The 19,644-nt window shown below is 61.3% G+C and carries 10 protein-coding genes and 6 pseudogenes; 13 read left to right on the plus strand and 3 right to left on the minus strand.

Translation table 11 applies throughout. The features are described from left to right. The first annotated feature begins 85 nt into the window (after positions 1–85). On the plus strand, positions 86–1,435 hold the full coding sequence (locus tag LJU32_10880; GenBank protein ID WKV90588.1) for an MFS transporter: 1,350 nt from the start codon (positions 86–88) through the stop codon (positions 1,433–1,435). A gap of 186 nt (positions 1,436–1,621) precedes the next feature. Here the strand turns inward: LJU32_10880 and rapA are convergent, their stop codons facing one another. Further along, positions 1,622–4,468 carry an RNA polymerase-associated protein RapA gene (rapA, locus tag LJU32_10885; GenBank protein ID WKV90589.1) on the minus strand — a complete coding sequence of 949 codons (2,847 nt, stop codon included), beginning with the start codon at positions 4,466–4,468 and terminating at the stop codon, positions 1,622–1,624. Positions 4,469–4,706: 238 nt separating this feature from the next. On the opposite strand from rapA, the gene LJU32_10890 reads away from it, so the two are divergent. Beyond that, positions 4,707–5,048, plus strand: a complete 342-nt coding sequence (locus LJU32_10890) for an aspartate-semialdehyde dehydrogenase (protein ID WKV90590.1) — start codon at positions 4,707–4,709, stop codon at positions 5,046–5,048. 94 nt (positions 5,049–5,142) lie between these two features. Further along, on the plus strand, positions 5,143–5,304 hold the full coding sequence (locus tag LJU32_10895; protein WKV90591.1) for a hypothetical protein: 162 nt from the start codon (positions 5,143–5,145) through the stop codon (positions 5,302–5,304). Positions 5,305–6,292: 988 nt separating this feature from the next. Here LJU32_10895 and LJU32_10900 read toward each other — a convergent pair. After that, complete coding sequence (locus LJU32_10900) at positions 6,293–7,768, minus strand: inorganic phosphate transporter (GenBank protein WKV90592.1); 1,476 nt, start codon at positions 7,766–7,768, stop codon at positions 6,293–6,295. Between the two features lie 370 nt (positions 7,769–8,138). Continuing rightward, positions 8,139–8,338 (minus strand): annotated as a pseudogene (locus tag LJU32_10905) (hypothetical protein). 631 nt (positions 8,339–8,969) lie between these two features. Between LJU32_10905 and pcaR the strand changes: the two are divergent. From pcaR to pcaD, 10 genes and pseudogenes are all read left to right on the plus strand, one after another. Next, a pseudogene (gene pcaR, locus LJU32_10910) lies at positions 8,970–9,810 on the plus strand (pca regulon transcriptional regulator PcaR). 293 nt (positions 9,811–10,103) lie between these two features. Further along, positions 10,104–11,450 carry an MFS transporter gene (locus LJU32_10915; protein ID WKV90593.1) on the plus strand — a complete coding sequence of 449 codons (1,347 nt, stop codon included), beginning with the start codon at positions 10,104–10,106 and terminating at the stop codon, positions 11,448–11,450. A gap of 273 nt (positions 11,451–11,723) precedes the next feature. After that, a complete protein-coding gene (locus tag LJU32_10920; GenBank protein WKV90594.1) occupies positions 11,724–12,581 on the plus strand; it encodes a CoA transferase subunit A in 858 nt (285 codons plus the stop codon). Next, complete coding sequence (locus tag LJU32_10925; GenBank protein ID WKV90595.1) at positions 12,581–13,360, plus strand: CoA-transferase subunit beta; 780 nt, start codon at positions 12,581–12,583, stop codon at positions 13,358–13,360. The genes LJU32_10920 and LJU32_10925 overlap by 1 nt, the downstream gene beginning before the upstream one ends. Continuing rightward, positions 13,357–14,561 (plus strand): annotated as a pseudogene (gene pcaF, locus LJU32_10930) (3-oxoadipyl-CoA thiolase). Before LJU32_10925 ends, pcaF begins: the two are co-directional and overlap by 4 nt. Before the next feature lie 36 nt (positions 14,562–14,597). Beyond that, positions 14,598–15,301: pseudogene (gene pcaH / locus LJU32_10935) on the plus strand (protocatechuate 3,4-dioxygenase subunit beta). Position 15,302: 1 nt separating this feature from the next. Further along, on the plus strand, positions 15,303–15,869 hold the full coding sequence (pcaG, locus tag LJU32_10940; GenBank protein ID WKV90596.1) for a protocatechuate 3,4-dioxygenase subunit alpha: 567 nt from the start codon (positions 15,303–15,305) through the stop codon (positions 15,867–15,869). A gap of 260 nt (positions 15,870–16,129) precedes the next feature. After that, positions 16,130–17,424: pseudogene (locus LJU32_10945) on the plus strand (metabolite/H+ symporter). Between the two features lie 45 nt (positions 17,425–17,469). Then, a pseudogene (locus LJU32_10950) lies at positions 17,470–18,833 on the plus strand (3-carboxy-cis,cis-muconate cycloisomerase). A gap of 11 nt (positions 18,834–18,844) precedes the next feature. Further along, positions 18,845–19,636 carry a 3-oxoadipate enol-lactonase gene (pcaD, locus tag LJU32_10955; GenBank protein WKV90597.1) on the plus strand — a complete coding sequence of 264 codons (792 nt, stop codon included), beginning with the start codon at positions 18,845–18,847 and terminating at the stop codon, positions 19,634–19,636. Positions 19,637–19,644: the final 8 nt, after the last annotated feature.

The raw sequence follows: 19,644 nt of genomic DNA on the forward strand, positions 1-19,644 counted from the left end.
CAGCCCCCGCGCGGCTGACTAGATTGCAGGTTCCGGGCTCGACGCGCTGGCAGTGAAGCCCTCATAACAATAAAGAGACGGACCCATGCAGAACTCGACCCAAGCGGCGAATGCCTGGCGCATTCTGTTCCTGCTGTTCCTCGCCAACCTGTTCAATTTCTTCGACCGCACCATCCCGGCGATCATCATCGAACCGATCCGCATGGAATGGCATCTCAGCGACTTTCAGCTGGGCATCATCGGCACCGCGTTCACCATCGTCTACGCCGTTGCCGGTCTGCCGCTGGGGCGCATGGCCGACACCGGTTCACGCAGCAAACTGATGGGCTGGGGTCTGGCGACCTGGAGTGCGCTGACTGCGGTCAACGGTATGGTCGGCAGTTTCTGGAGCTTTTTGATCGTGCGCATGGGCATCGGCATCGGCGAAGCCAGTTACGCACCAGCGGCCAACTCGCTTATCGGCGATCTGTTTCCGGCACACCGTCGCGCGCGGGCGATGGGTATTTTCATGCTCGGCCTGCCGCTGGGGCTGCTGCTGGCATTCTTCACCATCGGCGCGATGGTCAAGGCCTTCGACAGCTGGCGCGCGCCGTTCTTCATCGCTGCCGTGCCGGGGTTGATCCTGGCGATTTTCATGTTCTTCATCAAAGAGCCAAAACGCGGCGCGGCAGAAACCGTGCAGGTCTCGCAGGAGAAAGTCGACCGGCCTATCCGTCGCGTCCTCGCCGTGCCGACCTTCCTGTGGCTGGTGATGGCCGGGCTGTGCTTCAACTTCGCCACGTATGCCTGCAACTCGTTTCTGGTGCCGATGCTGCAGCGTTATTTCCTCATGCCGTTGCAGGAGGCGGCGGTGGCCACCGGCGTGATCGTCGGCGTCACCGGACTGGTCGGGCTGACCCTCGGCGGCTGGATTGCCGACAAGATTCATCAGCGTTTCGCCAGTGGGCGGCTGCTGTTTGCCGCGTTCAGTCTGATCATTTCGACCCTGTGTACGGCGTGGGCGCTGCATGCCGGGCGCATCGAGATCGGTGTGTTCGTCGCGGTGTTCAGTGTCGGCTGGCTGTTCGCCTACAACTTTTATACCTGCGTGTACACGGCGATTCAGGACGTGGTCGAACCGCGCCTGCGGGCGACGGCGATGGCGTTGTTCTTCGCTGGTCTGTATCTGCTCGGCGGCGGGTTGGGGCCAGTGGTCGTGGGTGGGCTGTCGGATCACTTCGCGCACACGGCGATGCTGTCGGCAGGAGCTGAACAGATGACCGAAGCGTTCAAGGCCGTCGGCCTGCATGACGCGATGTATCTGATCCCGGTGGCGCTGTTTTTGACCATGGTCTTTCTGTTTCTGGCATCGCGGTGTTTTGTGCGGGATGCGCAGCGGATGAAGGAGGGATTGGTGGCGGTGGTTGAGCCAGAAATTTCTGCGGCGACTGCATGATTGCAATCGCTGGCAAGCCAGCTCCCACAGTGACCGAGTCGTACACATAATCTGTAAAACAACCCGGAACCTGTGGGAGCTGGCTTGCCAGCGAAGGGGCCATCAGCATCGCCGGATAAACATCAGACAAACAAAAAGGCCCGCATCACTGCGGGCCTCTTGGTTTTCAGCGGTGGAGCGGGGCGATTAGCCCGCTACCAGCACCCGAATCGCTTCCAGGCGCAGCGCCGCTTTGTCGAGCATCGCCAGACCTTGCTCACGCTGAGTGCGCAACGCCTCCAGTTCGCTGTCGCGCACCGTCGGGTTGACCGCTTGCAACGCGGTCAGGCGCGCCAGTTCTTCATCAGTGTCGGCGGCCAGACGACGGCGCGCTTCGGCTACACGCTCGGCATGACGCGGGGCGATCTTTTCTTCGCCGGCGTTGATCCGAGGCGTCAGCTGATCGCGCTGGGCCTGGATGAACTTGTTGGCGCTGGCCCGTGGCACGCTTTCCAACTGGTCGTTGAGGGTTTCGAAGGACACCCGTGGCGACAGGTCGTTGCCGTTGGCATCGAGCAGGCAGCGCAGCGCCGCCGGCGGCAGGTAGCGACCCAGTTGCAGCGAGCGCGGTGCGACCACTTCGCTGACGTAGAGCAATTCGAGCAACACGGTGCCTGGTTTCAACGCCTTGTTCTTGATCAGCGCGACGGCGGTGTTGCCCATCGAACCGGACAGCACCAGGTCCATGCCGCCCTGCACCATCGGGTGTTCCCAGGTGATGAACTGCATGTCTTCGCGCGACAGCGCCTGGTTGCGGTCGTAAGTGATGGTCACCCCTTCGTCGTCGCCCAGCGGGAAGCTGGCGTCGAGCATCTTCTCGCTCGGCTTGAGGATCAGGGCGTTTTCCGAATGGTCTTCGCTGTCGATGCCAAACGCGTCGAACAGGGTTTCCATGTAGATCGGCAGGGCGAACTGGTCGTCCTGCTCAAGGATCGCCTCGACCAGCGCTTCACCTTCGCCAGCGCCGCCGGAATTCAATTCCAGCAGACGGTCGCGGCCGGTGTGCAGCTCGGCTTCGAGACGCTCACGCTCGGCGCGTGCTTCGTCGATCAGCGCTTGCCACTCGCCGTCATCGGCTTCTTCGAGCAGCGGCAGCAGGCGCGGGCCGAACTGGTGCTGCAAGGCGTTGCCGGTCGGGCAGGTGTTGAGGAAGGCGTTGAGCGCTTCGTGGTACCACTGGAACAGGCGCTGTTGCGGGCTGGTTTCCAGGTACGGCACGTGCAGTTCGATGATGTGTTTCTGGCCGATCCGGTCGAGACGACCGATGCGCTGCTCGAGCAGGTCCGGGTGCGACGGCAGATCGAACAGCACCAAGTGGTGAGCGAACTGGAAGTTGCGACCTTCACTGCCGATTTCCGAACAGATCAGCACCTGCGCGCCGAATTCTTCGTCGGCGAAGTAGGCGGCGGCGCGGTCACGCTCGAGGATGTTCATGCCTTCGTGGAACACCGTGGCCGGGATGCCGGAACGCACGCGCAACGCGTCTTCCAGGTCCATCGCGGTTTCGGCGTGGGCGCAGATCACCAGCACTTTGGTGCGCTTGAGCATTTTCAGTTGATCGATCAGCCACTCGACGCGCGGGTCGAATTTCCACCAGCGCTCTTCTTCGCTGGCGTCCGGCTGGGCCTGGAAGCTGACTTCCGGGTACAGCTCGGCGTGCTCGCCCAGCGGCAGTTCGAGGTATTCGTCGGGGCACGGCAGCGGATACGGATGCAGTTTGCGCTCCGGGAAACCCTGCACGGCGGCGCGGGTATTACGGAACAGCACGCGGCCGGTGCCGTGGCGATCGAGCAGTTCACGCACGAGGCGGGCGCTGGCTTCAGTATCGCCATCGTTGACGGCGGTGAGCAGGGCTTCGCCTTCATTGCCGAGGAAACCGTGAATGGTCTTGTGCGCCTCGGCGGAGAGACGGCCCTTGTCGAGCAGTTCCTGCACCGCTTCGGCGACCGGGCGATAGTTATCGCTCTCGGCGCGGAACGCGGCCAGGTCGTGGAAACGGTTCGGGTCGAGCAGGCGCAGACGGGCGAAGTGGCTGTCCTGACCGAGTTGTTCCGGGGTGGCGGTGAGCAGCAGCACGCCGGGGATGACTTCGGCCAGTTGCTCGACCAGCGAGTATTCCGCACTGGCTTTTTCTTCATGCCAGACCAGGTGGTGCGCTTCGTCGACCACCAGCAGGTCCCAACCGGCAGCGAACAAGGCGTCCTGTGCCTTCTCGTCGTCGACCAGCCACTCCAGCGCGACCAGCGCCAGTTGCGTGTCTTCGAACGGGTTGGTGGCATCACTTTCGATGAAGCGTTCTTCGTCGAACAGCGCGACCTGCAGGTTGAAGCGGCGGCGCATCTCCACCAGCCACTGATGCTGGAGGTTTTCCGGAACCAGAATCAGCACGCGGTTGGCGCGGCCCGAAAGCAGTTGGCGATGGATGACCAGACCGGCTTCGATGGTTTTACCCAGTCCCACTTCGTCCGCCAGCAATACCCGTGGGGCGATACGGTCGGCGACTTCGCGGGCGATGTGCAACTGGTGTGCGATCGGCTGCGCGCGCACGCCGCCCAGGCCCCAGAGCGAGGACTGCAACTGGCGGCTGGTGTGTTCAAGGGTGTTGTAGCGCAGGGAGAACCACGACAGCGGGTCGATCTGCCCGGCGAACAGGCGGTCGCTGGCCAGACGGAACTGAATGAAGTTAGACAGCTGGGTTTCCGGCAGGGTGACCACTTCGTTCTGCCCGTTGAGGCCGTGATAGACCATCAGGCCGTCGACGTCGTCGACCTGCTGCACGGTCATCTTCCAGCCTTCGAAATGGGTGATGGAGTCGCCGGGCGAGAACCGCACGCGGGTCAGGGGCGCATTCCGTAGCGCGTACTGGCGGGTTTCGCCAGTGGCCGGGTAAAGCACGGTCAGCAAGCGGCCGTCCTGTGCCAGAACGGTGCCTAAACCAAGCTCTGCTTCGCTGTCACTGATCCAGCGTTGCCCCGGTTGATACTGCTGCGCCATGCTGCCTGACTCCCACCTTGAAAAAGCGGGCTATCTTAACGGAATGCGACCCTGAGGGCCAAAGGAATAGGAGCAGCGGCAAGCTTTTAGCTTCGAGCTGCAAGCTGAAGCCGAGGCGTCATGTGTCGCTTTTTCAAGCGGCAGGGCACCAGTCAGTGTCTACCGAGTCACAAGTTTGCGACAGGCGGCTCAAGGCGCCTGCGCCCCAGCCGATAGCCTGCAGACAGGAGACCTTTATATGTTGCCACCGATGCTCCCCTTGAGCGCCGTGCCGATCACTTCCCAGCAGGATCCGATCCGCCAGCGGCCGGACATCCCGCCAGTGGTGCCGGTGCAGGAAAGCTCCAACGAAAGCACGATCGATCTGCAGAAACGTGATCCGGAAGAGGATCGCCTGCTGGCGCGCGAAGAACAGCGTCGCCAACAGGAGCGTGATCGTCGGCGTCGCGAGGCGGATGAGGATCCTGAAGAGCATTTGGCCGTGCCGGGCACTGAGCTGAACGCTGACAACACCGTACCGGTGGTGCCGTTGATAGACGATCAGCCGCGTCAGGGCTTGTGGGTCGATATCGAGATTTGACCGATGACTGGTCAGCGTCTGCGCCACGCGGCATGATTGGCGCAATCCTGCCGGTGACGGCAGCTCTGATCTCTTTTGCGATGTGCCGGACGCCATGAGCCAAGACGACAAACTGATCGACCTCAGCACTGAACGCGCCAAGCGTGTGCATGACCTCAACGAGAAACGCTTGAACGAAGTGCGCAACGCCTTCGAGCAGGCGATGCCGTTGGGAAAAACCAAGAAAAAGTCGAAGAACAAGCCGAAAAAGCGTTGATCTCCCACTGCATTGGTTGATGCAGGTCAGTTATTTCCCTCCTTTATTTCTCAACGTTGCGGATATTGATCCTGGTCAATATGTGCGCCTGTGTGTTTGTTAATTTGAATCCATCGCAGCAAAGCAGGGCCAGGAGGCCAGTCATGTTTTTCGATAACGTGGTGTTTGCCGGGGTTCTCACGGTGGGGCTCATGGTGCTGTTTTTTGCAGGGTTTGGATTTTTTATCTGGAAGGATGCGCATAAGCGGCGCAAGTGAGTTCTTCTGGATTTGATGGGCACGCAAGGCATTTTGGGGCGACTTCGGTTGCCCCTTTTTTGGCCGTGGCGGCCTGTGGGCCGACCAGGCTGTTTGGGGTTTGGGTGAATATCCGTTGCTTCGGTAGCGGCTGCTGGCGGTTTCGCCCTTACGGCGAGTCACCTTTTTCAAACGCCAAAAAGGTAACCCAAAAGGCTAGCTTCTACGTTCGGCCCTCGCAGGCTCGGGTTCCTTCGCTGCGGGACTGATCCGGGCGCAGCGGCTACGGTTTGCTTCGCTGCACCTCCCTCCGCTGTGTACGACTGCGTCGTACGGTCGCTGCGCTCCCACGCCCGGTTCAATCCCTCCACTCAGCCTTCCGACGTCGCCTGTGAATCAAGATCAAAAGCGGTACTCGAGCTTGCGCTCATTGTTTTGAGTGGTGAAAAGCGTGTGGTCTGCTTTGGATCTGTGTTGGATTCGCCCCTCACCCCAGCCCTCTCCCGAGGGAGAGGGGCCGATTTATGTGGTGTTCAAAACCTGCATTCGACTCGGTATCGCAAGTCGGCATATTTCGCCTAAACACCTCGGTCAGTCCCCTCTTCCTCCGGGAGAGGGCTAGGGTGAGGGGCTCTTGATCTGGCTTTTGCTTTGGCTTTTGATCTCTTGCCCCTTCGGCAGACTTCTTACCCCCAATAACAAAAAAGGCGTGATCCTCACGAATCACGCCCTTTCCAATCAACAGCTAACGATCAACTACCCAAAGCCTTGGAAGCTAACCAGAACAACCCGGCCGACAGCGCCACGGTCGCTGGCAAGGTCAACACCCAGGCCAGCAAAATGGTCTTGACCGTGCCACCCTGCAGGCCGCTTTTGTTGGCAACCATGGTCCCGGCCACACCCGAAGACAACACGTGAGTGGTCGACACCGGCAGGCTGAAGATGTTGGCCATGCCGATCAAACTGGCGGTGGTGATCTGCGCCGACATGCCCTGGGAATAGGTCATGCCCTGCTTGCCGATCTTCTCGCCAATGGTCAGCACTACGCGCTTCCAGCCGACCATGGTGCCCAGGCCCAGTGCCAGGGCGACCGCCAGAATCACCCAGAACGGGGCGTATTCAGTGGTGGTGGTCAGGTCTTTGCGCAGCTTGTCGAGGTCAGCCTTTTCACGGGCTTCGAGGCCTGGCAGCTTGCCGACTTTCTTCGCCGTGTCGTCCAGGCAGAGCAGGTAGCGACGCACTTCGATGCGGCTGTCCGACGACAGCGAATGGTAGTCCGCTACACCTTTGAGGGTGTGCAGCAGGGCGGTGATGGTCGGTTCGGTCTGCTGCGGGTTGCAGCGGAATTTCTCCGGCAGGTCGCCTTCCACGCTCTTGCCCAGTGCCAGGAACTCGCCCAGCGAATCGGCGTTGCGCTGGTAGAACTGGCTCAGGTGCAGGGTCGCGTCGCGGGTGCGTTCGATCTGGTAGGTGGTGCTGTTCAGGTCGAGCACGAACTGCGCCGGGACGATGCCGATCAGCACCAGCATGATCAGGCCGATGCCTTTCTGACCGTCGTTGGAACCGTGCACGAAGCTCACGGCCATGGCCGAGATCACCAGGACCAGACGGTTCCAGAACGGTGGGTGCTTTTTGTCGTCGATCTTGCGGCGCTGTTCCGGCGTCTTGTGCATCTTCGACAGCGGGCGCCACCATTTCAGGCCGATCAGCACCAGTGCGGCGATGAGGAAGCCGGCCATCGGCGAGAACACCAGCGAGGCGCCGATGTCGATCGCTTTCTGCCAGTTCACGCCATCTCTCAACGGGATGTCGTTGATCAGCGCGTTGGCCAGGCCGACACCGAGGATCGAGCCGATCAGGGTGTGCGAGCTGGAAGCCGGGATACCGAAGTACCAGGTGCCCAAATTCCAGGCGATGGCCGCGGCGAGCAACGAGAACACCATCGCCAGGCCATGGCCGGTGTTCACATTGATCAGCAGCTCAACCGGCAGCAAGTGGACGATGGCATACGCCACGCCAACGCCGCCCAGCAGCACGCCGAGGAAATTGAACACACCGGAAAAGAACACCGCCAGGTGTGGCGGCATGGCTTTGGTGTAGATAACAGTGGCTACCGCGTTAGCGGTGTCATGAAATCCATTGATGAACTCGAAGGCGAGGACAAACGTCAGGGCGAGCAAGAGGCTCACAAGCACCCAAGCATCCAGTCCGCTGAATAAATCGATCATGAAGGTTTTCTGACCCGGTCGTAAGGGGCGCGATTATGCCAGAAAAGACAGGAAATCGATGCCCTGTCTGCTCATTGGTCACAGGCATCTACGATCTAATTTGTTGCAGGGCGTGAAAACCAAGCGGTGCGCAGGGTTTTTCAACTAATTGATTTTAATGAATAAATTGGATTTTTAAGGCGAATTTTCCGACGCCGCATAGTCTCAAACGTTTGTCTGAAATATCTCTGAAACCTGTGGGACGCTCGTTCACAAGCCGCAAAACAGTGATGCAGCCGCTGCCCGCGGATAGCGGGCGCGCGAGGTGTCGTCTTGCCACCGCGCTGTGGCCGAGGTGGACGCCGACTATCGAATGCTCAACCGCCATGGCTCATGGCTCTTCGGCTTTGAGTTCCTTTTCGATCTTTTCGATTTCCTGCTTGAATACCTGATCCTGAACAGTAGGGCGCTTGCGCCATGCCTTGCGTTCCGGTTCCGGCTGAGCGGCGTAGGTGGTGACTTCCCGCCGTAAACTTCCTTGTAACGTTGTTCCTGGCGCTCTAGTTCCGCGCGCAGTTCGTCTTTTGTCACGGTGCTACCTGTATGAGTTGAATTGAATATCCGGTGAAACACACTGCAACGAGTCAATTGAGCGAATCCGCCAGTCATCCACAGCCCGATCAGGCCGGGTGGCATTGGAGAGGCGATCAAGACTTCCGTGTTACAGGCGGCTACGGCACCAGATAAAAACTGACGCAGCATCAGTTTCCTGTTTCAGCGAGCGCTGGCGTTGCATGTGTGATGGGCGCCGGGCGCTGGCCGGAGCTGAGACGAAGGACCTCGTTTCAGCAAGTCGCAGGCTTTTGATTAAAGCGCCGCGATCAGGGTGCATTATAGCGGCCGATTCGGGAATGACTATCTTTGCCAAGTTAAAAACGGTTCTGAATGTGTGATGGTTTTGTTGCTGGCAACTTTTGCCGCTAGTTAAGTGTAAAGACAGCGTTATAGAACAGGCGTTCTGTTTTTGGCGCCATTAACTGGAACAACTAAGTTGCGAGCAGAATCGCTAAAGCGGCCTCAAGGATGAAGAGGAGGGCAGGGGTCTGGATTGCGATTATCGGTCGGCGGTTCGATAATCGCCCAATGTTGGCGCCCCGGTGCTTGTGCATCGCGCGGCGAGCCGTTTGACTAGGCATCGATGCGTGCCGGACAAGGACAAGAAATGAACGATCAAATGCGCAACTCCTTCACGTCGGTGGCGCCGCCCATCGTCGCCTCGCCGGCCAAGCGCATTCAGGCGCTGACTGGTGATCCGGATTTCATGACCTCGCTGGCCCGAGGCCTGGCGGTGGTGCAGGCGTTTCAGGAACGCAAACGCCACCTGACCATTGCGCAGATCAGTCATCGCACGGAAATCCCCGCGCCGCCGTGCGTCGTTGCCTGCACACCTTGATCAAGCTCGGCTACGCCACCACTGACGGGCGCACCTATTCGCTGCTGCCAAAAGTGCTGACCCTTGGTCATGCCTATCTGTCCTCGACACCGCTGGCCGTATCCGCCCAACCGTATCTGGACCGCATGAGCGAGCAGCTGCACGAAGCCTGCAACATGGCGACGCTGGAGGGCGATGACATTCTCTATATCGCGCGTTCGGCGACCACTCAGCGATTGATCTCGGTCGACCTTTCCGTCGGCGGGCGTCTCCCTGCCTATTGCACGTCGATGGGGCGCATTCTGTTGGCCGCGCTGGACGACACCTCCTGGGCGAATACCTCGACCACGCCGAACTGGTGGCCAAGACCAGCCGCACCATTCATACCCCCGACGCGTTGCTCGAATGTTTGCAGCAGGTGCGGCAGCAGGGCTGGTGCATTGTCGATCAGGAACTGGAACAGGGCCTGCGCTCGATCGCCGTGCCGGTGTACGACGCCTCCGGGCAAGTGGTCGCCGCGCTGAATGTCAGCACCCACGCCGGGCGGGTCAGTCGCGCCGAGCTGGAGCAGCGCTTCCTGCCCGGCCTGCTCAGCGCCAGTCGCGACCTCAGTGCGCAGCTGTTCGCCTGAGGAAGCTGTTCGATAAACGCACAGTGTTGCGTTTATCGAATTGACGCTAAAACCCTCGGATCATTAATGTCGCGGCAGCGTCATCCGGCGCTGATGTGAATGAGCTCGCCGGACTGTCGACCCCATAATAATGACAAGAGGCAACTCACCATGCGCTCGCTCCCCGACTGTCTGTATCCCACCCGTTGTTGCCGGGTTCACCGCAACGCCTGATTACAACCTTCTATTCTTGTGACCGTGCCTTCCTTTGGCCGGCCGCCGTTCGACTGCGTTTTTTGCGTGGAATAAAAATAATGAACCAGCCTCAGTCCGCTGTGGGTAACTGCCTCGATGTGCAGACCTTCATCAACGCCCAACCGATCTCGCGCTATCAGTGGCGGGTGGTGATCCTGTGTTTCCTGATCGTATTTCTCGACGGCCTCGACACCGCCGCCATGGGCTTCATCGCCCCGGCGCTGTCGCAAGACTGGGGCATCGACCGCGCCAGCCTCGGCCCGGTAATGAGTGCCGCGCTGATTGGTATGGTCTTCGGCGCGCTCGGCTCCGGCCCGTTGGCTGACCGCTTCGGGCGCAAGGTTGTCCTCGTCGGTGCGGTGATTCTGTTCGGCGGCTTCAGCCTGGCCTCGGCGTACAGCACCAACGTCGAACAACTGCTGGTGTTGCGCTTTCTGACCGGTCTCGGTCTCGGCGCGGGCATGCCCAACGCGACGACGCTGCTTTCGGAATACACACCCGAGCGCAAGAAGTCGCTGCTGGTGACCAGCATGTTCTGCGGCTTCAACCTCGGCATGGCCGGCGGCGGTTTCATCTCCGCGAAGCTGATCCCGGCGTTCGGCTGGCATGCTCTGCTGATGATCGGCGGGATCCTGCCGCTGATCCTCGCCGTGGTATTGGTGTTCTGGCTGCCGGAATCGGCGCGCTACCTGGTGGTGCGCAACCGTGGCACCGACAAAGTACGCAAGACCCTCGCGCCGATCGACCCGGTTACCGTTGCCCAGGCTGCGAGCTTCAGCGTGCCGGAACAGAAGACCGTGAAGGCGCGCAATGTCTTTGCGGTGATCTTCTCCGGCACTTACAGCACCGGCACGCTGCTGTTATGGCTGACCTATTTCATGGGCCTGGTGATTGTGTACCTGCTGACCAGTTGGCTGCCGACGCTGATGCGCGACAGCGGCGCGAGCATGGAGCAGGCCGCGTTCATCGGTGCGTTGTTCCAGTTTGGCGGCGTGTTGAGCGCGGTCGGGGTGGGCTGGGCGATGGACCGCTTCAATCCGCACAAGGTCATCGGCATTTTCTACCTGCTGGCCGGGGTGTTTGCCTACGCCGTGGGGCAGAGCCTGGGCAACATCACCTTGCTGGCGACGCTGGTACTGGTGGCGGGCATGTGCGTCAACGGCGCGCAATCGGCGATGCCATCATTGGCCGCGCGGTTCTACCCGACTCAAGGCCGCGCGACCGGGGTGTCGTGGATGCTCGGCATCGGCCGCTTCGGCGCGATCCTCGGCGCGTGGATGGGCGCAACCTTGCTTGGCCTGGGCTGGAATTTCGAGCAGGTGCTGACCGCACTGGTGATCCCGGCCGGTTTGGCGACGGCGGCGGTGTTGATCAAAGGCATGGTCAGTCATGCGGATGCGACCTGACGCAGACCCTCGATCGTTCCCACGCTCCGCGTGGGAATGCCTCAACGGACGCTCTGCGTTCGGCTGTACAGGGACGCGGAGCGTCCCGGCTGCATTCCCACGCGGAGCGTGGGAACGATCGTTAGGGAAGCAACAATCCGTTCGATAAACGAACACTCAGTCGATTATCGGATTGTTTGGCGAATTTCCCGAGCTTAATCTTCAGTGACTCCGGCGCTGAACCTCGCGCCTTTTTATCACTGGCGATTCCTTACAAGAACAGGAGCCCGCTCCATGGCTGAGATCCTTTCGCTGCACGACGCGGTGAAGCAATTCGTCAACGACGGCGACACCGTCGCCCTCGAAGGCTTCACTCACCTGATACCTACGGCAGCGGGTCATGAAATCATTCGTCAAGGCAAGAAAGATCTGACGCTGGTGCGGATGACGCCTGACCTGATCTACGACCAACTGATCGGCGCCGGATGTGCGCGCAAACTGATTTTCTCCTGGGGCGGCAACCCGGGTGTGGGCTCGCTGCACCGTTTGCGTGACGCGGTCGAAAAGCAGTGGCCGCACGCGCTGGAAATTGAAGAACACAGCCACGCCGACCTTGCCAACGCTTACGTCGCTGGCGCATCCGGCCTGCCGTTCGCGGTGCTGCGTGCCTACGCCGGCTCCGACCTGCCGAAGGTCAATCCGCTGATCAAAACCGTGACCTGTCCGTTCACCGGCGAAGTGTTAGCGGCAGTGCCATCGGTACGCCCGGACGTCACCGTGATTCACGCGCAGAAAGCCGACCGCAAAGGCAACGTGTTGCTCTGGGGCATTCTCGGCGTGCAGAAAGAAGCGGCGCTGGCGGCCAAGCGCTGCATCGTCACCGTGGAAGAAATCGTCGACGACCTCAATGCACCGATGAACGCTTGCGTACTGCCGACCTGGGCCTTGAGCGCGGTCTGCCATGTGCCGGGTGGCGCGCATCCGTCCTACGCTCACGGTTACACCGAGCGTGACAATCGTTTCTATCAGGCGTGGGACCCGATCGCTCGCGACCGTGAGACGTTTACCGCGTGGATCAACGAATACATCCATGGCTGCGCTGATTTCAGCGAATTCCAGGCCAAATTGGCCGCTGCTTCGGAGGCCAAGTAATGACTTACACCACCAATGAAATGATGACCGTCGCGGCGGCCCGGCGCCTGAAGAACGGCTCGGTATGCTTCGTCGGCATCGGCCTGCCCTCGAAAGCCGCCAACCTTGCGCGCCTGACATCATCGCCGGACGTAGTGCTGATTTACGAATCCGGCCCGATTGGCGCCAAGCCGAGCGTGCTGCCGCTGTCCATCGGTGACGGCGAGCTGGCCGAGACCGCCGACACGGTGGTGCCGACCGGTGAGATTTTTCGCTATTGGCTGCAGGGCGGGCGCATCGACGTCGGTTTCCTCGGCGCCGCGCAGGTCGACCGTTTCGGCAACATCAACACCACCGTGGTCGGCGACTACCACGCGCCGAAAGTGCGTCTGCCGGGTGCCGGTGGCGCGCCGGAGATTGCCGGTTCGGCGAAAAGCGTGCTGATCATCCTTAAACAGTCGGCGCGGTCGTTTGTCGACAAACTCGATTTCATCACCTCGGTCGGTCATGGCGAGGGTGGCGATTCGCGTAAACGTCTGGGCCTGCCGGGCGCAGGGCCGGTGGGCATCATCACCGACCTGTGCATCATGGAACCGGAGGAGGGCACCCACGAATTTGTGGTCACCGCGCTGCATCCGGGCGTGACCCGCGAGCAAGTGGTCGCCGCCACCGGTTGGGCGATCCGTTTTGCCGAATCCGTTGAAACCACCGCTGAGCCGACCGAAGTCGAGCTGACCGCACTGCGTGATCTTGAAGCGCGCACCGCTGCCGCCCACGGTCAGGCGCCGGGAGAAGCATGATGCGTGACGTGTATATCTGCGATGCGATTCGCACCCCTATTGGCCGTTTCGGCGGCGCACTGTCCGCCGTGCGCGCCGATGACCTCGCCGCCGTGCCGATCAAAGCCTTGATGGAGCGCAATCCATCGGTGGACTGGAACGCGGTCGATGAGGTGTTCCTCGGCTGCGCCAATCAGGCCGGCGAAGACAACCGCAACGTTGCGCGCATGGCATTGCTGCTCGCCGGCCTGCCGGACAGTGTGCCCGGCGTGACGCTCAATCGCCTCTGCGCTTCGGGCATGGACGCGATCGGCACCGCATTCCGCGCCATCGCCAGTGGCGAGATGGAGCTGGCGATTGCCGGTGGCGTCGAATCGATGTCCCGCGCGCCGTTCGTGATGGGCAAGGCCGACGCGGCGTTTTCGCGCAATATGAAACTGGAAGACACCACCATCGGCTGGCGTTTCATCAACCCGCTGATGAAGGCGCAGTACGGCGTCGATGCCATGCCGCAGACCGCTGATAACGTCGCCGACGACTACAAGGTTTCGCGCGCAGATCAGGACGCCTTTGCCTTGCGCAGTCAGCAACGTACCGCCGCCGCTCAAGCCGCCGGATACTTCGCTGAAGAAATCGTCGAAGTGCGCATCGCCCACATAAAAGGCGAAACCGTGGTCAGCGAGGACGAACATCCGCGCGCCGACACCACCATTGAAGCGCTGGCCAAACTGAAGCCAGTCAATGGCGCGGACAAAACCGTCACCGCCGGCAATGCCTCCGGGGTCAACGATGGTGCTGCTGCGCTGATTCTGGCTTCGGCCGAAGCTGTGAAAAACACGGCCTGACCGCCCGCGCAAAAGTGCTCGGCATGGCCAGCGCCGGCGTCGCGCCACGGGTGATGGGCATCGGCCCGGTGCCAGCGGTGCGCAAACTGACCGAGCGCCTTGGCGTCGCGGTCAGCAATTTCGACGTGATCGAACTCAACGAAGCGTTTGCCAGCCAGGGCCTCGCGGTATTGCGCGAGTTGGGCCTGGACGACGATGCGCCGCAGGTCAACCCGAATGGCGGCGCGATTGCCCTCGGTCACCCATTGGGCATGAGCGGTGCGCGGCTGGTGCTGACTGCTCTGCATCATCTGGAAAAGACTGGCGGTAAGAAAGGTCTGGCGACCATGTGCGTCGGTGTTGGCCAGGGTCTGGCTCTGGCCATCGAACGTGTCTGACGCGCTGCGGCACTTACAAGAACTGAGGAAAGCGAAATGACTGACAAGCCTGGTTACCGTCGCCCACAGACAGGCACTCAGCCTGACTACCTGCACCCGACGTATCAATCCACCAACCTGCGCTCGCCGTCCAAGCCTTTGGTGTACCTGCCCCATTCACTTTCGGAAATCACCGGGCCGACCATCGGTGCCGAACACGTTGCCGAGAAGGACAATGACCTCACCGCACAGCACGACGGCGAGCCGTTGGGCGAGCGCATCATCATTCACGGCCGCGTGCTCGACGAAGACGGCCTGCCGGTGCCGGGGATTCTGGTGGAGATCTGGCAGGCCAACGCCGCCGGCCGCTACAACCATGCCCGCGACCTGCACGACGCGCCGCTGGACCCGAACTTCACCGGCACCGGCCGCACCGTCACCGATGCCGATGGCTGGTACCAGTTCCAGACCATCAAGCCCGGCGCCTATCCGTGGGGCAACCACCACAACGCCTGGCGCCCGGCGCATATCCATTTTTCCCTGTTCGGGCCGAGCATCCTTACGCGTCTGGTCACGCAAATGTACTTCCCCGGTGATCCGCTGCTGGCGTACGACCCGATCTACAACTGCGTGCCGGACACTTCGGCCAAGGAACGCTTGATCGCCAGTTTCGATCTGGAAAAACCATTCCGTCCTACGCCCTCGGTTACCGCTGGGACATCGTGCTGCGCGGCCGTGAAGCCACGCCGATGGAGAAATAAGATGACGCTCTATGCGACCACGTCCCACACCGTCGGGCCGTATTACCACATCGGCCTGACCTGGCTGAACCGCGAAACCCTGGCCAACGAACTGACCCTCGGCGAGCGCGTGGCGATCACCGGCCAGGTGGTGGACGGCAATGGCGATGTCGTCAACGACGCCATGCTCGAAGTCTGGCAGGCCAACGCCGCCGGCAAGTACGACCACCCGGAAGATCACCAGGACAAACCACTCGACCCGAACTTTGAAGGCTTCGGCCGGGTGCCGGTGGACGCCGAAGGGCGCTTCCGTTTCACCACGATCAAACCCGGCACCGTGCCCGGCCTGAAAGGCTCGACTCAGGCGCCGCATCTGGTGGTGTTGGTGTTCGCCCGAGGGTTGGTGAAGCACTTGCTGACGCGGATTTATTTCGAGGGCGAACCGGCGAACGTTGCTGACCCGTTGCTCGATTGTGTGCCGGCGGAGCGTCGCCAGACGTTGCTGGCCAAGGCGGATGCGTCGGGTGTGTACCAGTGGAATGTAGTTCTGCAGGGCACCGATGCCGAGACGGTGTTCTTCGATTATTGAGAGAACACCCCAAATCCCCTGCAGGACAGATTCCCTGTGGTGAGGGGATTTATCCCCGCTGGGCTGCGAAGCAGCCCCAAAACCAGTCGGCGCGGTATTCAGATGAACCGCGTGTATCTGCTTTGCGAGTGCTTCGCACTCGAGCGGGGATAAATCCCTCGCCACAAACACTGATCCAGACGTGGGTGATGATCCAATGTGGAACGGGACTGTTGCAAAGTATGTCTAGACTGTGACTGTCCCTATCGAGTGAAAAAACAATGACAACCACCACCTCCCACTACACCGGCGAAGAGCGCAGCAAGCGCATCTTTGCCATCGTCGGCGCTTCCTCCGGCAATCTAGTCGAGTGGTTCGACTTCTACGTCTACGCCTTCTGCGCGATCTATTTCGCCCCGGCGTTTTTCCCTCCGATAACCCCACCGTGCAACTGGTCAACACCGCTGGCGTGTTCGCTGCCGGGTTCCTGATGCGGCCGATTGGTGGCTGGATTTTCGGCCGGGTCGCTGACAAGCACGGGCGCAAGAACTCGATGCTCATCTCGATTCTGATGATGTGCTTCGGCTCGCTGCTGATTGCCTGCCTGCCGACCTACAAGGAAATCGGCGTCTGGGCGCCGGTGCTGTTGCTGTTCGCGCGTTTGCTGCAAGGTCTGTCGGTGGGCGGCGAGTACGGCACCACCGCGACCTACATGAGTGAAGTTGCGCTCAAGGGCCAGCGTGGATTTTTCGCCTCGTTCCAGTACGTGACCCTGATCGGCGGACAACTGCTGGCGGTGTCGCTGGTGGTGGTGCTGCAACAGTTCCTCACTGAAGAAGACCTGCGTGCCTACGGCTGGCGGATCCCGTTCGTGGTCGGTGCGGTGGCGGCGCTGATTTCGCTGTTCCTGCGTCGTTCGCTGAAGGAAACCACCAACGAGGAAACCCGTGCGCACAAAGACGCCGGCAGCATCACTGCACTGTTTCGCGATCACAAAGCGGCGTTCATCACCGTCCTCGGTTACACCGCCGGCGGCTCGCTGATTTTCTACACCTTCACCACCTACATGCAGAAATACCTGGTGAACACCGCCGGCATGCACGCCAAGACCGCCAGCTACATCATGACCGGCGCGCTGTTCCTGTATATGTGCATGCAGCCGTTATTCGGCATGCTCGCCGACAAGATCGGCCGACGGAACTCGATGCTCTGGTTCGGCGCCCTCGGCACGCTGTTCACCGTGCCGATTCTGCTCAGCCTGAAAAGCATCACCAGCCCGTTCCTCGCCTTCGTACTGATCACCCTGGCGCTGGCGATTGTGAGCTTCTACACCTCGATCAGCGGTCTGGTAAAAGCCGAGATGTTCCCGCCGGAAGTCCGCGCCCTCGGTGTCGGCCTGGCTTACGCGGTGGCCAATGCAATCTTCGGTGGTTCGGCAGAGTTTGTGGCCCTGAGCCTCAAGGCCGGCGGCATGGAAAACGCCTTCTACTGGTACGTCACGGCGATGATGGCGGTGGCTTTCCTGTTCAGTCTGCGTTTGCCCAAGCAGGCGAAGTATTTGCACCACGATCTGTAAACCCATGTGCGCGGGCTGCGAGGCCCGCGCCGGCAAGGACTGTTTATGACTCAGCGACCAGGCAATCAATTGTTTGATGCCTACTTCACCGCCCACGATATGCGCGAAGTGTTCTGCGATCAGGGCCGCGTCCAGGCGATGCTCGATTTCGAAGCGGCGCTGGCCCGGGCCGAGGCGCGGGTCGGGCTGATTCCTTCATCGGCCGTGGCACCGATTGCCGCAGCGTGCGACGCCAGTCTGTATGACTTCGCAGCGCTGGGCGAGGCGATTGCCACGGCCGGTAATTCGGCGATTCCACTGGTCAAGGCCTTGGGCAAGCAGATCGCTTCGAGCGATGCCGAAGCCGAGCGCTATGTGCATCTGGGCGCGACCAGTCAGGACGTGATGGATTCCGGGCTGGTCCTGCAATTGCGCCAGGCGCTGGCGCTGATCGAAGACCAACTGGCGCAACTGGCCGACTCGCTCGCTGCTCAGGCACAACGTTTCGCTACCACGCCACTGGCCGGGCGCACCTGGCTGCAACATGCCACGCCGGTGACTCTCGGTATGAAAATCGCCGGATGGCTGGGCGCCGTAACGCGCAGCCGTCTGCGTCTACAGGAGCTGAAACCGCGGCTGCTGGTGCTGCAATTCGGTGGCGCCTCCGGCACGCTCGCGGCGCTGGGTGAACAGGCGTTGCCGATCGCCAAAGCATTGGCCGAAGAGCTGCAACTGACCCTGCCCGAGCAACCGTGGCATACCCAGCGTGATCGCATCGTCGAATTCGGCGCGGTGCTTGGCCTGATCGCCGGCAGCCTCGGCAAATTCGGCCGCGACATCAGCCTGTTGATGCAGACCGAAGCAGCGGAGGTTTTGAGCCTGCGGCACCGGGCAAGGGCGGGTCGTCGACCATGCCGCACAAACGCAATCCGGTCGGCGCGGCGGTGCTGATCGGCGCGGCCACGCGGGTGCCGGGGCTGGTGTCGACGCTGTTCAGCGCGATGCCGCAGGAACATGAACGCAGCCTCGGTTTGTGGCATGCCGAATGGGAAACCCTGCCGGAAATCTGCTGCCTGGTGTCCGGTTCGCTGCAACAGGCGCGCTTGCTGGCCGACGGTCTGGAAGTCGACGCGGCGCGCATGGCGCGCAACCTCGAATTGACCCAAGGCCTGGTGCTGGCCGAAGCGGTGAGCATCGTCCTCGCCCAACGCGTCGGCCGCGACACCGCGCATCACCTGCTCGAACAATGCTGCAAACGCGCCGTGGCCGAGCAACGCCATTTGCGTGCGGTGCTGGCTGACGAGCCGCAAGTCACCGCCGAACTCAGTGGCGCTGAACTCGATGATCTTCTGAACCCCGCGCATTACCTCGGCCAGGCGCAAGCCTGGGTCGAGCGCGCGGTGGCTGAACACAACGCTTTGACTGTCTGAAGGAGAGGGCTGTGGCTTTCGTTCAACTCGCCGATGGCGAACTGCACTATGAAATTGAGGGCCCGGCGGAGGCGCCGGTGCTGGTGCTGTCCAACTCGCTAGGCACCGACCTGCACATGTGGGACGCGCAAATGCCGGCGTTCACCGAGCATTTCCGCGTGCTGCGTTTCGACACGCGCGGCCACGGTCGATCGCTGGTCACCGAAGGGCCGTACAGCATTGAGCAATTGGGTCATGACGTCCTCGGTCTGCTCGATGCGCTGCATATCGAGCGCGCGCATTTCTGCGGACTGTCGATGGGCGGGCTGATCGGTCAGTGGCTGGGGATCAACGCAGGCCATCGTCTGCACAAACTGATCGTGTGCAACACGGCGGCGAAAATCGGCGATCCGTCGGTATGGAATCCGCGCATCGAAACCGTATTGCGCGATGGCCCGGCGGCGATGGTCGCGCTGCGTGATGCCTCGATTGCGCGCTGGTTTACCCCGGACTTTTCCGCAGCGCATCCCGAGGCGGCGAAGAAGATTACCGACATGCTTGCCGCAACCAATCCACAAGGCTATGCGGCCAACTGCGCGGCCGTGCGCGATGCCGATTTCCGTGAACAACTGGCTTCGATCAACGTGCCGTTGCTGGTGATTGCCGGCAGCGAAGATGCGGTGACGCCGCCGTCCGGCGGGCACTTCATCCGCGACCACGTGCGCGGTGCCGAGTACGCCGAGTTCCATGCGGCGCATTTGTCCAACGTGCAGGCCGGCGCCGCTTTCAGCGACCGTGTGCTGGCGTTTTTGCAGGCTCAGTGAGGAAGAAT

Origin of the sequence: Pseudomonas sp. B21_DOA (assembly GCA_030544685.1) — a bacterium.
GTDB classification, from domain to species: Bacteria; Pseudomonadota; Gammaproteobacteria; order Pseudomonadales; family Pseudomonadaceae; genus Aquipseudomonas; species Aquipseudomonas fluorescens_AO.

Excerpts from the sequence above, each read along its gene's own strand:
- LJU32_10925 (WKV90595.1), top strand. The coding sequence starts at position 12,581 with ATGACTTACACCACCAATGAAATGATGACCGTCGCGGCGGCCCGGCGC.
- LJU32_10880 (WKV90588.1), top strand. The coding sequence starts at position 86 with ATGCAGAACTCGACCCAAGCGGCGAATGCCTGGCGCATTCTGTTCCTG.
- LJU32_10920 (WKV90594.1), top strand. The coding sequence starts at position 11,724 with ATGGCTGAGATCCTTTCGCTGCACGACGCGGTGAAGCAATTCGTCAAC.
- rapA (WKV90589.1), bottom strand. The coding sequence starts at position 4,468 with ATGGCGCAGCAGTATCAACCGGGGCAACGCTGGATCAGTGACAGCGAA.
- LJU32_10890 (WKV90590.1), top strand. The coding sequence starts at position 4,707 with ATGTTGCCACCGATGCTCCCCTTGAGCGCCGTGCCGATCACTTCCCAG.
- LJU32_10900 (WKV90592.1), bottom strand. The coding sequence starts at position 7,768 with ATGATCGATTTATTCAGCGGACTGGATGCTTGGGTGCTTGTGAGCCTC.
- pcaG (WKV90596.1), top strand. The coding sequence starts at position 15,303 with ATGACGCTCTATGCGACCACGTCCCACACCGTCGGGCCGTATTACCAC.
- LJU32_10915 (WKV90593.1), top strand. The coding sequence starts at position 10,104 with ATGAACCAGCCTCAGTCCGCTGTGGGTAACTGCCTCGATGTGCAGACC.
- LJU32_10895 (WKV90591.1), top strand. The coding sequence starts at position 5,143 with ATGAGCCAAGACGACAAACTGATCGACCTCAGCACTGAACGCGCCAAG.